This is a genomic window from Hyphococcus aureus (genome assembly GCF_042643165.1).
GTDB classification, from domain to species: Bacteria; Pseudomonadota; Alphaproteobacteria; order Caulobacterales; family Parvularculaceae; genus Hyphococcus; species Hyphococcus aureus.
In genome coordinates, this window is sequence record NZ_JBHRSH010000001.1 from 2507177 (window position 1) to 2523676 (window position 16500).

Consider the following 16500-nt stretch of genomic DNA (forward strand, 5'->3'; position numbering starts at 1 on the left):
TCAAACACCGACCGTCGCCAACGCTTGGTGAGAAGCGCTGGCGGCGACAGGATCGTGACGTGATATGGCGGCGCCGGCGAGGGGCCGGCGCCAACCGTGAGAGTTAGAACTTGTGAGTCAGGCCAAGTACGAACTGGCGACCCGTTCCGTCATAAGAACGCTCGTCAAATGTGAAGAGCGAGCCGATGATAAGCGGCGGCGCCTCGTTGAAGAGGTTATTGACGCCGAACCGCACAACTGTGTTGCTGTCTGGCGAGCCTGAACCCAGGAGGTTCTCCAGTGTCGCAGACAACGCCAGGTCAACGGTTACGAAGTTATCATCGACGCTTTCATTCTGACGATCGACAACCGTCGAAACGAGGCGCGTTGTAACCGCGGCGCGGTAGTTGTAGTTCGGTCCGAAATTGAGCGCCGCGGTATAATTACCACGCCAACGCGGCAGCGGTTCCGCGACGCCGCTCGTCTCATTGCGGTAGCCGACGCCGTCAATCAAAGGCCCATTCAGCTCTTCCTGATACTCATATTTGTTGACGAAAGAAGTGCTGGTCTTAAGCGAGAGCTGGGCCCAGTCACCAAGGTCCGTCTCATAGCCGAGCTTGAAGTCAACGCCGTTTGTCTTCACCGACGATGCGTTGATGATCGGCAAGGTGATCTGGATCGGCCTGCCGGTGCCGTCGCGTAAGATAAGCGGGCTGGTTGGGTCGTTCTGAATCAGCAGTTCCGGATCAAGCTGGATGGCGATGCCAGTGAAATCGTAGTTCCAGAAATCAGCGGTGAAGGAGAAGCCGTTCCAGTTGTAATCCGCGCCGATATTGTAGCTTGTGGATTCTTCCGGATCGACATCGCCGCCCTGTTCAATGGATTGAACCGTATCCTGTTCGCCAGTCACGGGATCAACCGTAACGTTCACGGCGCCGATACGTGTGCCGTAGACCTGGTTCAGACTGGGCGTGCGGAACGCCGTGCCCCATGACGCGCGAAGCGTCAGATCATCGACAGGTTGCCAGACAACGCCGACTTTCGGGTCGAAGCTGTTCAGGCGGCCGCCGAAGTCTTCATACCGGCCAGCGACGGAAAGCTCGAGCGATTCCAGGATGGGGGCGCGTAATTCGAAGAAAGCGGAGATAGCATCCCGGTCGCCTTCAGCGTCAACTTCGCGGCCCTGAAAAACGAAGCCTGGATATTTACTGATCTCGGATACATAGCGGCGCCAGCTCTCGTCACGATACTGGAAACCGACCGCAGCGCCGAGCATGCCGCCAGGCAATTCGAATAGCGGTGTCGAGGCGACCAACTCTGCAGTAAAAAGTTCCGTGCGGCCGTCCTGAACGAGTTCCGGAGAAAGCCATTTAACGACTTCCGGGTCATTGTATTCAGGATCGCCGGGGCTCGCCAGAAACGCGCTGGCGAAGGGATTGAAATATCCGCAAGCGCCAACACCGGGCATGCCGGCTGCAGGATCACAATCAGGTCCGCCATATCCGTTGAGCGCGGCGGCCCATCTTTCTTCGACAACGTCAGAACGTTTGACCAGTGAGTCACTTGTCGCCCAGGTAACGTCGCCTTCCAGCAGGAAGTTTGATTCAAATGGGCGGTAGTCGAAACCGGAATTTAAGCGAAAGTAATCCGTTTCCAGTTGCCCGGGGCCTTCACGCAGGCCAACTGACGGATTTCCGTTCAAGATGCCGCGCTGGAATGTGGCGACAACTTCTTCGCCAAACACGTTGCCCGGGTTGGAAACCGGCACAGTTGAAGCCGCGCGTGATGTGCGCGGAAAGGCGGTCGGCACTGCTTGTGTAAAGCGTTGAAAACGGCCTCGGCTGACGCCCGCTTCGAAATGTGTTTCGAATGAATCAGATACGTCATAATGGGCGCGCATCATTGCATTGAGGCGGGTTTCTTTTGAATTGTAACCGCGTCCCTGTGCGAAGATCCTGATGCACCGGTCACCGTCGATGATGCTGACCGGATTTTCGCCAGTGACGCCCGGATACAAGTCTGCAGCCAAATTATCGAGAGCGGGACTGCCGCAAAGAGGGTCTGGCACGCGGCCGGCGCTTGTGATGAAAGAGCCTGGCGTACTGAAACTTGATGTCGCGCCATAATTGAAAATGCGGTCCGAGAATCTGTTGTCCAGGAAGTTCGGATCGCGCTTTTGGAACTCAATTGCGGTTACAACACCGCCACGATCGCCCTGCATACCCCAAATGGCCTGAGCAGAGACGTCGTCCTTGCCTCCGAATTGCGCACGCTGCCAATTGGAATCGATCTCAAACCCCTCGAACTTGTCGCGCGTGATGAAGTTCACGACGCCCGCAACAGCTTCTGAGCCGTATAGCGCCGCGGCGCCGTCCTTCAGGATCTCAAGACGTTGCACCATGATGGACGGCATGAGCGAGTTCACATCAACCATCGTGATGTTTTTCTTGCCGGGTTCCGGTGTGTCGACTTGGCGTTGTCCGTTAATCAGCACGAGCGTCGAACGAACTCCGAGGCCGCGCAGGTTGAACGCAGTTGCTGTCGAGTCGGACTGGCTCGATTGTTCGTTGTTGTGAAAGCTGCCGGAGTTGAGCGTTGACGTGATGACAAACTGGCCGATCGTCGCTCTGTTGGCGCCGGTCAATTCATCGCGGGATACAAGCTCTAGAGGCGAAGATAAAGGAGTATCGAGGCCAGTAGAGATACGCGAGCCCGTCACTGTAATTATGTCCGCCGATTGAGTAGGGCGCTCGGAAGACGCCGCTCCGTTTCTTTGGCTGGGAACAGTTTCCACGGCGGCTGGATCATCTTGCGCCTGTGCATATTGCATAGCTGAAACATACTGAGTGCTGTTCGCGGCCTGATCGGATCGGATAAGTATTACGCCAGATTCTGTCTCTTCATATGTTAGACCAGTATCGCCCAATAGCTGTTGCAGCGCCTTATCGCGAGGCAACTCGCCTTGAAGAGGCTGGCTGACTCGGCCTTGAACGATCTCGCGTGAATACATAAGTTGAGATTGGGACATGGTCCCGAAGGCGTTCAATGCACTCTCAAGCGACTGCTCAGGAATATCAAAGTCACTGACAGTGTCGCTATTCTGCGCCGACCATGCTGGCATTGCTGCATGTATGGCGAATGCCGCAGACGTTGCGCATAGGTATAGTCTGAATCTTTTAATTTCTCTTTTCATATTCCCTCCCAATACCCGGCTGTTTCGATGTTCTTTTAGAATTTCGTCCGGTACCGTAAATGGTAAGACGCGCTAGGTTGTTCTTACCTCAGCACGTCGGGACAACATTTTTTTGAATTGGCTTTTGTGCAAGAGCGAGAAGGCGCTTCGCTTTGTTGCAGCGCAGGCGCCGCCATCGTCAATGATGGCGCCTAAAGGCGTTTCAGCTGAATGTCGCCATTTTGCTGCATGGATATATCGACTGCAAAATATTGAGACAACGCTTCAACAAAGGCGGCTGTATCTCCTGTATTGAAGATGCCGCTGATGCGTATCTCGGAGATGCTCTGGTCCGAGATGATGACTTGTGTCTGCGAATAGCGATTAATACGCGTAATCGCTGACGATAACGGCTCGTCTTCAAAAATTAACTGGCCGCGCGTCCATGCGACAGTTTGAGAAAGCGCCACTTGTCGTCGAAGCACCGCTTCGCCGCGCTCATCCACTGATAGCTGTTCACCGGGAGATAATTGCTGCTCTTTTGCTACATTCTGCTGACTGGGCAGGGCGTCGGATGGTTTATTCTGTTCATGGTCAAGCGCCTTGTTAATGCCATGGACGGCGACGCGACCTTCCAGCAAGGTGACGAGTGTGTGCAGCGGCATTTTCTCAACATTGAAAGCCGTCCCGAGGGCGACAATCGTCTGGTCGCCGGCCACGACTTTAAATGGACGCAAGGTATCCTTGGCGACCTCGAAAAAGGCCTGTCCACGTTGAAGTTGAATATTGCGCGCCTCAGCGGTGTAGGAGACCAGTAGCTTGGTGCCGGCGTCCAGCGTGACCTTTGAATTGTCGGCAAGCGTAATCACGCGGCGTTCGCCAATACCGGTTTCGTAGGTATTGTTTTTGAACTTGCCTAAAGCCCATAACCCCGTTGCGGCGCAGAATACCGAACCAACGGCCGCGACGGCGGCGGCGCGGCGGGAGACTTCAAATCCGCGGGGATGGCGATGCGAAGCGCTGCGCCGAAGGGCGAGGCTGCGCAGCTCCATCACTTCAGGCTCAGAGGCCATTTCGCCCACCGAGCTCCATGATTCTTCCGCCAGGGCGAAGGCTTCGGCATGATCGTCGCTGGCGCGCAGCCACTGCCGGAATTGCTCCTGCGTTTCCGGGTCTGGAGTGCTCAGCTTCACTTGCATGAACCAATAGGCAGCCTCGTCAGACAGGTCGCCATCGGGCGCGCCGTGTCTGGAGGCGGAATCACTATGTCCGGTGTTGTCTACCATTCGTCCCTGCTGCGGATCAGATGCGCGATTGCCTTCATCATGTGCTTTTCGACAGCGCTCTGAGAAATGCCGTAGAGACTGGCTATTTCCTTGTATTTCATGTTCTCCAGCCGATGCAGAATAAATATATCTCTCGTCACCTCACTCACTGATTCCAGTGCGGCAAGGATCGATTTGAGGCTTTGCTTGCTTTGTAAGACGCGCTCGGGCGAAAGAACCTCAGTTGTATTCGACAAATCCGCATAAGAAGAGAGCGAGCTTGCCTGGGTGGCCTCGCGCCTGGCGTGGTCCCGGAGCAGGTTGGCGGCGGTCTGGAACAGGAAAGCTTCCGGGTTCCGGATCTTGTCGCCGTCTGAGCGTCGAATAATTCTGTAAAAGGTCTCCTGAACTAAATCTTCGACTTCGGCGGTGTTTCTGGTGCGTTTCAGGAAGTAAGCGATGAGGGGGCGTCTGAAATTTTTCGATAGGTCATCAAGCAAAGCGGAGTGTTCCGTTTGCGCTGGTTTCGCGACTTCAGTCATTTAATGTCCCCAGACATATGAGCTCGCCCCTTGGCGGAACTGACGTGCTTCTCCCCATTCGCGCGGGAAGTTAACACATCATTTTTCTTTTTGCGAGGTAGCGCCGGATTTTGCTGAGGTAAATCCGTTATGGCGCGTCTTGTTTTATGCGCTTCGATCTCCTTCGTGCGGCGGGCGGTCCGTTGGTTAAGGGCCGCCTGCAACGAAGGGACAATAAAATATATCACTGCTTGCTTGACGCAAAGCAGCAAAAAACGCGCGCAAGGGAGTGTAGGCCGGGATGGTAAGTCTTTTCAGCGTTTGGTGTTGCTGGCGCAAATATGGACAGCGAAAGCCTATAGCATGACGCAGAACGCCCCTGGGCTGCACGGGGCCGAAGCTTCTGCGCTGCACACAGATTCAGCATTTAGTTGGCTGATGGCGTTTGCAGGGTTTGTCTGCGTCATGTGCACTTACGGCGCCGTGACGGGCTCGCTTCCGCTTATCTATGGCCAGGTGATCGATGAATTCGGCTGGTCGCGCACCAGCGCGGTGAGCATCGTGGCGCTCAAGAACCTGTTTTCGGCCATCACGTCCATCTTTCTGGTTGGCTTTGCGATCAACCGTTTCGGGTTGAAGGCCGTCATGATCACGGCCGGCGTTATTACCGCGCTGGGCATGGCGTCGTTTTCCTGGATTGGCAGCCTTTACAGTTACTATTTCGCAGGCGCGTTAATCGGCATCGGCGTTATGCCGGTCATGATCACCTGTCAGGTGCTGGTGTCTCGGTGGTTTACCCGCAATCAGGGCCTGGCTGTCGCCATCGTGGCATCAGGCGTCAGTGCGGGCGGTATTATTTTTCCTTTTGTGTCCAGCTACCTGATTGAACAGATTGGCTGGCGGCTCGCATTCGTTTTCATCAGCGCTGGTATTTGGGCAATAGCGCTGCCGCTTTTCGTATTCTTGGTGAAAGACAAGCCCGATGGCGCAAAATTCGCCAGACAGGAAAGCCAGCGCAAGGCGCAGGAGGCCGAAAAGGCAAGGCTGGACGCCGCCGATCTCGACGAAAGCTTTTCCGATGTCCTGAAAACGCCCGGTTTCTGGATCGTGATTTCAGGGCTGTTTTTTGTGTCCGCGGCGGATTCGGCCGTTCTGCAACACACATATCTGTTTCTGGAAAGGGAATTGAACCTTAGCGCAGGCGCCGCCGCCATGGGCCTCTCCAGCATATTTGGCTTGGGAATTTTCGCCAAATTATTGGCCGGAAAATTCTATGATCTGTTTTCCATTCGCGGTGTGTCAGTCTGGTACCTGCTCATTGCGATTTCAATCTTTCTTGCCTTGCAGATAAATGGTGCCGGTTGGCTTGCAGCCTTTGCAATTGCCAGAGGCGTTGCTCATGGCGGTTTTGTCATCGTCGCCCCTGTCGTCGCCAAACATTGTTACGGGCCGCGTCTCATCAACAATGTCATGCCGGTTTATATGGGCGCCTTTGCAGTCGGAAACGCACTGGGCCCCACCATCATGTCGGCGATTTACGACAGCGCCGGTTCCTACAATCTTGGATTTGGGTTGTCAGCCACGGTGTGCGTTCTGTCGGCGGCGTCATTGCTTTTGGTCCGTCCAAAATACTGGGATCGTGTTCGCGCTGGCGAACATGGACAGCTATCGAAGGAGAGTTCGTCATAAAGAATAAAATCTTTTTCGGCTGGTTGCTTGTGCCCGTCGCCGCTTTCGGCATGTGCTTCGGCTATCCAGGTGCGTTTATATTTGGATTCAGTTCCTTTGTTATTCCTCTTTCAGAGCAATATGGATGGGGGCGCGGAGATATCGCGCTGGCGATCACCGTATCCAATATCTCGATGATGGCGATGTTGCCCATCTTGGGAACCATCGTAGATCAAAAGGGAGTGCGGGCGCTGCTAATACCGGCGACGATCCTGTTCGGATTGATTTTCGCCCTGTTCTCGCAGGTGTCGCATCTCTGGCAGTTCTATGTTGGCGCTTTTGCGCTGACCGTGCTCGGCGGCGGTGCGTCGACCATTGCATATGTGCCGCTGCTCACCAGCTGGTTTGACAAGCATAAGGGACTGGCGCTCGGTCTCGGCATATCAGGGGCGGGAATTGGCGCGATCATCATGCCGCGCCTTGTCAATTGGATTACGGTGCAAGCAAGCTGGCGTGAAGCCTATATGGCGATTGGCGCTGTCAATCTTCTGATCGTGGCGCCGCTGGTTTTCTTCATGGTCAGGAACAAACCTGCAGATATCGGCCAATATCCCGATGGTGTGTCGCAGCAGGAGTGGCGCACCTCCGGCGAGGCAAGGCTTGCGGCTGGATACACATTTTCGGAATGCCTGCGACAGGCCACATTCTGGAAACTGGTTATCGCCAGTTTTCTTCTGGGCATCGCGCTTACTGGCGCCGTCTCGCAAATCGTTCCGTTGCTTGTCGATCGCGGCATGACCCGAGGTGAGGCGGCGGGTGCGGCTTCTATGCTTGGCGTTTCGATTATCACCTCGCGAATTATCTCTGGTTATCTGATGGATAAATTTCATGCGCCTTATGTGGCCGCGCTTGCGCTGATGACGACGGCGGCGGGCTTTGCAAGCCTTGCTTTCGCGCCGAGCAACGCAACAGCCATTATGACGACGGTCGCGATTGGCATCGGGCTTGGTGTGGAGTTTGATGTGCTCGGCTATCTCTGCGCGCAATATTTCGGGCGGCGGTCGGTCGGCCGGACGTATGGATTTATGTACATGCTGTTCAATGTCGGCGGCGCAGCCGGCGTCTATTTCGCCGGGCTGAGTTTCGATATGTTCGGATCTTATCACTCCGGGTTGATAGTCGCCTCGATCGCAACGCTTGTGGCCATTGTCATGCTCATGTTGATCGGCCCTTACCCGATCTTACCCAGCAATGAAGTTGAACCTTCGCCAGGAAAAGGGGAAACAGCGTGACGAAGGAGAAGAAAGACAAAAGCCTCACCGTTGATCGCCGCCGGCTGCTGACTTCCAGCCTTGCGGGCGGTCTTGCCGCAAGCGCTGCAGGCCCGGTTACAGCGCGCGCACAAGCGCCGGCAGAAAGCGAAAAAGCGCCTGCGCCGACCCGCGCCGAAAAACAGATGGAAGAGGGCGATATTGCTTCCATTGATCAATATGGTCCGGAGTTATCGGACCGGTATTTTGTCGAACGTCCCGGCTCCGATGTCATGGTGGATGTCATCCGGTCGGTCGGCTTGCCCTATATGAGCCTGAATCCTGCATCGAGCTTTCGGGGGTTGCAGGAATCGATCGTCAATTACGCCGGCAATAAAAATCCGCAGATTATTACGGCGACCCATGAAGAACAGGCTGTCGCGATCGCACATGGTTACGCAAAAGCGTCGGGCAAGCCCATGGGTGTGCTCGCCCATGGAACGGTCGGCATTCAGCACGCCGCAATGGCTGTCTACAATGCTTATGTCGACAGAGCGCCGATGATTATCATGGGCAGCACCCATGCGGACTCATCAAAACGTTCAAGTTATATCGACTGGAATCACTCCGCACATGACACGGGAAAAATCATCCGGGATTTTACCAAATGGGATGCGGCGCCGATTTCCATGCAGGCGTTTGCGGAAGACTTCTCTCGCGCCATGAAGATTGCGCTGACGCCGCCTTATGGCCCGGTTTATTTGGCGCTTGATGCGCATATCCAGGAAGAAGAGGCGGCCAATCTTTCCATCGACATCCCGAAATTCATCAAGGGCGCGCCGCCGGTCGCCGATGAAAATGCGGTTGAGGAAATTGCACAGCTTCTGGTCAATGCAGAAAATCCGGTCATCGTGGCGGACATGTTCGCCAACACGCCGGACGGCATGGACTTGCTCATAGAGATAGCAGAGGCGGTGAACGCCCCGGTGGTCGACCTCTGCGGCCGCATGAATTTTCCGACGACTCACTATCTGTGTCAGACAGCCAATGAAGACGATTTGATTCTGGATGCAGATTTTATCCTTGGGCTTGAGGTGCAAGATCCTTGGGGCGTTGTAAATCGTATGACGGGCGGGCGCCGTCATGGCGCGCCCATGCGCAAGGCGCGCGACGACGCCAAGGTCGCGCTGATCGGGGTCAATGACCTCTTTTTGAAATCCAACTACCAAAGTTTTCAGCGCTATTTTCCGGCTGACATTTCCGCTTCAGGCGACGGGGAGGCGACGGCGCCGTTGCTGCTGGAAAAAATTAAGGCGGCGATCACGCCAGCGCATATTACGCGATATGAAGAACGCGGGCAAAAATGGCGGGAAGCTCATAAAGTCCAACGTGAGGCGTCGCTGGATGCTGCGCGCTATGGGTGGGGCGCCTCGCCGGTGAGCCTTGCGCGGCTTTGCGCCGAGCTCTGGCCCAAGATCAAGGATCGCGAATGGATGTTGACGCCACGAGGCGGCGGGACATTTTTGAGCCGCTGGCCTCAACGGCTATGGGACTTTGACAAGCACCACAATCATATCGGCGATTCAGGAGCGGCTGGCGTTGGCTATGGTGCGCCGGCGTCGGTAGGAGCTGCGTTAGCGAACAAAGAGACTGGGCGCCTTACCGTCAACATTCAGGGCGATGGCGATTTTCTATATGTGCCGGGCGCGTTCTGGACGGCGGCGCATCATAATCTCCCCTTGTTGACGATCATGCATAACAATGGCGGCTATCATCAGGAAGTCATGCATTTGCAACGCATGGCGGCGGAGCGCCGCCGCGGCGTTGGCGGTCCTGTAACTCATCACGGATTGAAATTCGAGAATCCGGGCGTTGATTTCGCATCGGTCGCAAAGGGGCTCGGTGTGTGGTCGACGGGGCCCATCGATAATCCGAACGATCTTTCGCGCGTTCTCGATAGCGCGCTTGATGTCATTGGTCAGGGTGAACCGGCCTTGATCGATGTGCTTTGCCAACCGAGATAGGCTCATCCATGTTCTATCAACTGAAAATGTTTTCTCGTTTTTTATTCATTGCCTTCGCCTGCATCGCGCCGGTCTCGTGCAATGCGCAAACAGGCGACGCCAAGCAGAAAGATTCGCAACGAGCGGTCTTCGTGAAATATGGCTGTTATGAATGCCACGGATATGAAGGGCAGGGGGCGGAAACGGGACCACGCCTGGCGCCTGATCCGTTGCCGCTAGAAGCTTTCATGTATTATGTGCGCCATCCCGCGCGGCGGATGCCGCCTTATGCGCCGAGTGTGCTCCCCGACGAAGACCTTGAAGAAATCTACCAGTACCTTCTTTCGCGTTCAGCGGCGCAGGCTGTGGATGATATTCCGCTGTTAGCGGCCCGCAAGGAATAAGCGGAAGTCTTCATCTGCAGATCGTTCTGCGTGGCGGCTTGCCGGTTTTCTTTAAGACTATGTTTTTATTGAGTTAATTGTGTCCCCTCCAGTATGCGTTCGGATGCGCAAATAGCGCCTTGCGACTGGCGGCGCATTTTCAAATAATTCCGGTTGCCATTGTCGGGGGGCGCCTGTTTATTGGCGCGCACTTTGCGGACGTGGCGGAACCGGTAGACGCAACAGACTTAAAATCTGTCGAGGGTAACCTCGTGGGGGTTCGAGTCCCCCCGTCCGCACCACATTTCCCTTCAGATCTTCAGGACACAACGATCAAGAAACCTCGGCGGGCGCACAAGGCTCTACCGCGCGTAAATGACAGACGCAGCGTCTGAAAGAAGGGGGGGAGTTGTTTCTCGCTTGACGGGACGTAAAGAGAAGCTCGACCTGATATTGGTCACGGGGACGACGCTGGAAATCTTCTCTGTAAGAATTTTTTCATATTCCGCCATGCTGTCTACCGCGATGCGCAGCAAATAGTCTGAGTCTCCGGAGGTTAAAAAACACTCCATGATTTGCGGGACATCTGCGACCAGCTTTCGGAACTCATGGTGGGTTGCGATTTTCTGGCTGGCGAGCGTCACCATCACAAAGACGTTCATGCTGCCGCCCAGCCGGTTTTCATCAACAATGGCGGTGTAACCAGTCACATAGCCGCTTTCCTCGATACGCTTTACTCTTTTGAGCGTCGGTGTTTGAGACAGATGGATCTGTTCCGCAAGATTGGCGTAAGTGATCCGGCCGTTCTTACAAAGAGCCCGCAGAATTTTGAGATCTATGAAGTCAAGCATTTGATGAACACACCACGAGACGCCTAAAGCGTAATGACAGAGACTGCGCCGATCAGGGTTGTTTGACAAAATCCAGATCGTCGAAATCGAAGGAGAAGTCCGTCGTTTCTGAGACTGGCGTCATTTCCATGCCGACAACTTTGTCTTCGATAATTTTGAAGATTACATAGGCGTCGGCGTTTAATTTGCGGTCAGGCCAGCGGGCGACAAATTTGTCAGGGCCAACCGGGATGAGCGGCGCGTCAAGCGAATCCGAACGGCTCATGTCGATAAACAGGCCACTGTTACGGGTCTCTATGGATACGGGACCATACCATCTGTCCACGTAAGTTCCCGTATAGTCAGCCAATGGCCGGACGGGCTCAACAGCAATATCCTTTTTAGGATCAGCGCCAAGGCCTGCGTCTTGTTGCGCCGTTTCCTGATAGTTTGAATAATATTCAAAGAGGCGGCCTATCCAGTCCGAGTCTGAATTGGGCGCCGCGGCGTCATTGAGAATTTGCAGCGCAAGCCCGCTGACGCCAAACGCAAAGTCATTGCTTGTCACGAAGACGCCAATGTCTTCTTCAGGCAACAGGCCGAAATAAGAAACGGCGCCTAACAATCCGCCGCTATGGCTGACCAGCAGCTTGCCGTGAAAATCGTGAAGCCCCCAGCCCAGACCGTATAGTGAGAAATGGGTTCCGCCCAAATCGGCCATCATCGGATTGACAGGTTGCGGGGTGACGCCTGTCCACAGTTCCTTGACCTGCGCCTCCGAGATCAATCGTTTTCCGGAAGGGGCGGTTGCATCATTGAGCCAGAACTGGGCCCATTTTGACAGATCGGCGATGGAGCAGCTGATCCCGCCGGCTGGCGCTGTGCTGTCGCCCATGACGTATCGCGGGTCTATGGGCTCCCCCTCCCAACTGCCTGGGATGCGCAAATGCTGGGTGATTGTATTTTTTGCCTCGGCGCCTTGCGACGGAAGCGCCTTGCAGGATTTCATCTTGAGCGGCTTGAAAACACGCTCTTCGATAACCTTGCTCCATGGACGGCCGTCAATGCGCGAGAGAACTTCGCCAGCGATAATATACATGAGATTGTCGTAGGCATATTCAGAGCGGAAGCTCGTTGCGGGGGGCAGGTATTTCACTGCGGCGAGAATATCTTTGATGTTCGGATTCGCATCGGGAAAGACCAGCAAGTCGCCAGCGCCAAGGGAGAGGCCGGAGCGATGAGTGACCAGATCACGAACGGAAAATTCCGCCGTGATATAGGGGTCCGACATCTCGAATTCAGGAATATAGTTGCGAACGGGATCGTCCCAGTTGAGTTTTCCTTCGTCGACCAGCATGGCAAGAGATGCAGTTGTGAATGCCTTTCCAATGGAAGCGAATGGAAAGAGCGTGTTTTCGTCCACTTTTATGTCAGGCTGCCGGATGTCACGCACGCCATAACCGTGCTGAAATATGATCGAGTCACCTTTGACGACGGTGATGGCGAGACCCGTGATTTTGAAATCATCAACAGTCTTTTTTGCGTAAGCCTCGATTTGTTCCGGCGTTGGATCCGCAGCGCTGACAGCGCCGGTTGTCAGGGCGATGGCTGTGACGAGGGAGGCGAGGGCGGCTTTGCGCATAAAATTCTCCTGCATGCCCGAAATGAAAGAAGTCGATGTCCAGCCGCTGTGATCCGCCTGGTCGCAAAAGGCCTTGCGGCGTATGGAGTCTTTGCGGTTCATGGCTGGCGCTCAATGTTTGGTCTGTGTGATCCCTCCGATAACGCTAGCCCAACTGTGAAGAATAATACAGCCTTAATCTATTATAAGGCTCTCAAAAGTACATTTTCTGGCTCGTGCGGGCGAAAAATATGGAAAATGACAGCGGAATGCTGCAGTAAAGCGCGATGAATAAGGCGGCTGGCGGCAAGAAGAAAAAGCAAAACGGCGGGGATTCCATCGCCGCCTACGATCTCATCATGGATGCGATCGTGACCCAGAAGCTCGCGCCCAGTCAGAAAGTGTCAGAAAACATTCTGACCGAGATGTTCGATATCAGTCGGACAACGGCGCGGAACATCATGGAGCAACTTACCGCCCAGCAGTTTCTTGTTTCTATCTCCCCGCGGGTGACGCGGGTCGCGCCGCTGACCCTGCTCGATGTGAAACAGAATTTCGCCATGCGCAAAATGTTGCAGCCGAATCTCTTTGCTATGGCGGCCGCGCATGTGGATTACGATGAGCTGGTTAAGCTGAACGACGCCATATCCCACAAAGGTCCGATTAGCGGGGATGACGCTGCATTGGCGTTATTAAAGGCGAATAAGCGGTTTAACGTGTTTATTGCGCAGCAAGTGAAGTATCCGCTGCTCATCCACTGGGTGAAGCAGCTTGAAGACACGACCATGCGGATCTACTGGCTTTATGTTCAGATGAAGCGCGTGATGCCGTTCACCTGGGAGCATCAGCGCGAATTGCTGGAAGCGGTCAAAAGCGATCACGCCACCGAAATTCGTGAGCAAACCCACAAAATTCTTTCGCTTTGCGAGGAACGGGTGTTGGACGCCATCTTCCTGCATGACCAGCTTTATACGCAGGATCTGCGCGTTCCGCCCGCACCTTAAGGGCTCTCTCAGGCTCTCCGCCTGACCCCACACTTCTCTTTCTTGTCACCAACCTCAAGCATTTTCGCCTTTGGCTTGTCCGCGGCGGCGGCTCTGCACGGCTATGCTGTGATCCGTACGCCACAGGGGTAAGAACATCCGTAAAATTATATAAAGCGGGTATTCACGCCATTAAAAAAGCCATATACAAAAATAATACAGCCAAAATGGCGGAATGCGCTCGCATGCGGGCGCCGGGGCAAAGGAGGTAAGAATGGCTTGTGGAACCAAAATAGCGCTCTTGGCGAGCTCGGCCATGGCGGCGTTGACTGTTTCAGCCCATGCACAGGGCGAAAATGGCGACGGCGGACCGTTAATGGTTCGCGATGAAATCATCGTCACATCGCGCTTTCGCGAAGAATCCATTCAGGATATCGGCGCAAGCGTCGCCGGCCTGTCAGGGGACGACATCAATGACCTTGGCGTCCGCGACCTCGAAGATGTGGCGCGACTTGTCGCCGGATTGCAAAACATCAAGTCCCAACAGAATTCCAACGATATCGCCATTCGCGGCGTGAAAGACGCAAAAGCCGGCGCCTATGCGACGAGTTCTGTCTATAGTTTGTTTTTAGATGACGTTTCTGTGGCGTCGCCGGGACAGCAGCGTGATTATAGCTCAGTCGATCTTGAACGCATTGAGGTGATCCGCGGCCCGCAGCCTACGCTTTTTGGTGAGGGCGCAGTTGGCGGCGTTATTCGCTATTTTACGGCGGACCCTGATCTTGATGGGCCGGGCTTTACAGGCGTTGCGCGCGGCCAGCTCGAAACCATCAAAGATGGCGGCCTTGCTTATAGCGGCGAAAATGCGAGCTCTCTTATTTTGGCGCCAGGCAAGCTTGGCCTTAGGGTTTCCGGTTTCTACCGCAAAGACGAAGGGTTTATCGACAATCCGAGCGAAGGCGAGGACGTCAACGACTTTGACAGCTTTGGCGGACGCGCGGTTCTTCTGGCGCGCCCGACAGAAGCGCTTGAAGTCCGGCTTTCTGCATTTCTCATGCGGGACGATCTTGGCGAATCCACACAAGTCGATCCGGGCTCTGACCCTGAAGATCTTACATTCTCGTCTTCGCCAATGAGCGGTTTTGTTACGGACGATTTTGACCTTTACACGGGCAAGATCAGCTATGATTTCGGCGCAATCAAATTGACCTCCATCACCGGTTACTATGAGCGTGACAACATCGATACGCGCTTCAGTGCGGGCAACTCATTTGGCCTGCAGGCTTTCTTCGCTTCCGATACGCCGGGAGGCTCAATCGATACGACGACGTTCCAGAATACCGCCACAAAGCAAGAACAGTTCTCCCAGGAGTTTCGCTTTGTTTCGGATTTCGACGGTCCGGTGAATTTCACCTCCGGTCTCTATTATCGCGATAAGGACATCATGACCGTCGCCGGCCTTGACTGCGCCGGATGTGCTGCAGTGACGACGCCAGCGAGGGACTATATCCTCAGAGAAACCTCGACGACCAACTCAACGCAATATTCCGGTTTTCTTGAAGTGACCTACAGCCTGACCGATCAGCTGCGCTTGATCGGCGGCGTGCGATATGTCGATGACAAAGTTGTCGCGACATTCATCGACAACAATGTGATCAATCTTGTGCCGCGTTTTGATATGGGTGGAAACCTCATTCCATGGACAGAATCGGACCCGATTGATTTTGTCGATTTTGTTGATCTGCTGCTGAGCATTGGCGCAAGCGATGTTTATGACTTCCATCTCAAACGGTTCCTGCCGCGCGGGGGCGTTGAATTTGAAATTAATGGCGACATCCTTCTATACGCCAATGCGGCGGTTGGCGCCCGCAATGGCGGCGTCGGGCAGGGCGTTTCAGCATTGGCGATCGCCGGTCCCGATCCGATGGGCATCGAAGATGCGGTCAAGTTTGATGAAGACAGCGTCCTGACCGTCGAGGCTGGCGTCAAATCGTCATGGCTGGACGGAGATTTGATTGCCAATCTTGGCGTGTTCCATACAAAATTCAAAGACACGCAGATCATTATTGCGGCGCCGGCGACACAGCCCTTGAACGGGCCGGACCAGCGCATCATCGGTCTCGAGCTGGAAACACTTTATCGTTTCGACGATAACTTCTCCGGCTTCTTCAATATGGCGCTGTTGGATGCGGAATTCACTGGGCAGTTTGCGACGCTTGATACGCCGCCACCTGGCGCCCCCATGGGACAGCCTTTCTATGATATCAAGGACGGCAACGCCGCGACCCATGCGCCGAAGCTTTCTTTCTCAACCGGCTATTCCTATGAGCGGCCACTGGGCTCAGGTGATTGGAAGCTGACATCGACAGGCGTCTTCCAATATATTGGCGAGCGCTTCGCCACGGTGCAGAACTATCCATCCTCAAGGCTTGATTCACTTGAAAATCTGAATTTACGGATTGGGCTGGAAAACGACCGGGTTGCGCTGAACCTTTTCGCAACGAACTTGCTCAATGACATCGAAGTGATCAATTCCTCAGCCAACCTCTTTTCCCAGGCTGTTGATGCAAACGGCATCCTCGATGCGCCTGCGATCTCGGCGTCCGTGAATAGACCGCGAACACTCGGCGTAAGTCTGACCCTGCGTTATTAGGGTAGCGTGAGAAACGCCCGGCAACGTGTTTTTGCGCTGCCGGGCGAATAGAGTAAGCAGACCCGGAAATGGCGTATGGGGACTGGCGCAGCTTTCCGGCACGAACCAAGGCTTTCTGGGGCGCATAGTTTCTAGTTTCATCCAGACTCAAAAAACCGCGAGGGCGTCATGT

At 54.7% G+C, this 16500-nt stretch carries 11 protein-coding genes and 1 tRNA gene; 7 read left to right on the forward strand and 5 right to left on the reverse strand.

Annotated features, from left to right (window positions below; translation table 11 throughout):
- Nucleotides 1-103: 103 nt before the first annotated feature.
- The 3 genes from ACFOOP_RS12235 to ACFOOP_RS12245 all read right to left on the reverse strand — a co-directional run bounded on the left by ACFOOP_RS12235 (nt 104) and on the right by ACFOOP_RS12245 (nt 4958).
- Complete coding sequence (locus tag ACFOOP_RS12235) at nt 104-2698, reverse strand: TonB-dependent receptor domain-containing protein (RefSeq protein WP_379881239.1); 2595 nt, start codon at nt 2696-2698, stop codon at nt 104-106.
- A 665-nt stretch (nt 2699-3363) separates the two neighbouring features.
- Entirely contained in the window at nt 3364-4437 is a 1074-nt protein-coding gene (locus tag ACFOOP_RS12240; protein ID WP_379881240.1) for a FecR family protein, read from the reverse strand.
- Nucleotides 4431-4958, reverse strand: coding sequence for an RNA polymerase sigma factor (locus tag ACFOOP_RS12245; protein ID WP_379881241.1), 528 nt, complete (start codon nt 4956-4958; stop codon nt 4431-4433). The genes ACFOOP_RS12240 and ACFOOP_RS12245 overlap by 7 nt, the downstream gene beginning before the upstream one ends.
- Before the next feature lie 342 nt (nt 4959-5300).
- Between ACFOOP_RS12245 and ACFOOP_RS12250 the strand changes: the two genes are divergently transcribed.
- From ACFOOP_RS12250 to ACFOOP_RS12270, 5 genes are all read left to right on the forward strand, one after another.
- Entirely contained in the window at nt 5301-6626 is a 1326-nt protein-coding gene (locus ACFOOP_RS12250; protein ID WP_379881242.1) for an MFS transporter, read from the forward strand.
- Nucleotides 6524-7897, forward strand: a complete 1374-nt coding sequence (locus ACFOOP_RS12255) for an MFS transporter (RefSeq protein WP_379881243.1) — start codon at nt 6524-6526, stop codon at nt 7895-7897. Before ACFOOP_RS12250 ends, ACFOOP_RS12255 begins: the two co-directional genes overlap by 103 nt.
- Nucleotides 7894-9879 (forward strand): thiamine pyrophosphate-binding protein, encoded by a 1986-nt coding sequence (locus tag ACFOOP_RS12260; RefSeq protein ID WP_379881244.1) that lies wholly within the window; start codon nt 7894-7896, stop codon nt 9877-9879. Before ACFOOP_RS12255 ends, ACFOOP_RS12260 begins: the two co-directional genes overlap by 4 nt.
- Before the next feature lie 8 nt (nt 9880-9887).
- Nucleotides 9888-10262 carry a c-type cytochrome gene (locus tag ACFOOP_RS12265; RefSeq protein WP_379881245.1) on the forward strand — a complete coding sequence of 125 codons (375 nt, stop codon included), beginning with the start codon at nt 9888-9890 and terminating at the stop codon, nt 10260-10262.
- A gap of 194 nt (nt 10263-10456) precedes the next feature.
- Nucleotides 10457-10543: transfer RNA gene (locus tag ACFOOP_RS12270), tRNA-Leu, on the forward strand.
- A 60-nt stretch (nt 10544-10603) separates the two neighbouring features.
- On the opposite strand, the gene ACFOOP_RS12275 is transcribed toward ACFOOP_RS12270, so the two are convergent.
- Nucleotides 10604-11092 (reverse strand): Lrp/AsnC family transcriptional regulator, encoded by a 489-nt coding sequence (locus ACFOOP_RS12275; protein ID WP_379881246.1) that lies wholly within the window; start codon nt 11090-11092, stop codon nt 10604-10606.
- A 52-nt stretch (nt 11093-11144) separates the two neighbouring features.
- Nucleotides 11145-12815, reverse strand: coding sequence for a serine hydrolase (locus tag ACFOOP_RS12280; RefSeq protein ID WP_379881247.1), 1671 nt, complete (start codon nt 12813-12815; stop codon nt 11145-11147).
- A gap of 164 nt (nt 12816-12979) precedes the next feature.
- Here ACFOOP_RS12280 and ACFOOP_RS12285 point away from each other — a divergent pair, with 164 nt between their 5' ends.
- Together ACFOOP_RS12285 and ACFOOP_RS12290 are read left to right on the forward strand one after the other, a co-directional pair.
- A complete protein-coding gene (locus tag ACFOOP_RS12285; protein WP_379881248.1) occupies nt 12980-13696 on the forward strand; it encodes a GntR family transcriptional regulator in 717 nt (238 codons plus the stop codon).
- Between the two features lie 253 nt (nt 13697-13949).
- Complete coding sequence (locus ACFOOP_RS12290; protein ID WP_379881249.1) at nt 13950-16328, forward strand: TonB-dependent receptor; 2379 nt, start codon at nt 13950-13952, stop codon at nt 16326-16328.
- The last annotated feature ends 172 nt before the right edge of the window (nt 16329-16500 follow it).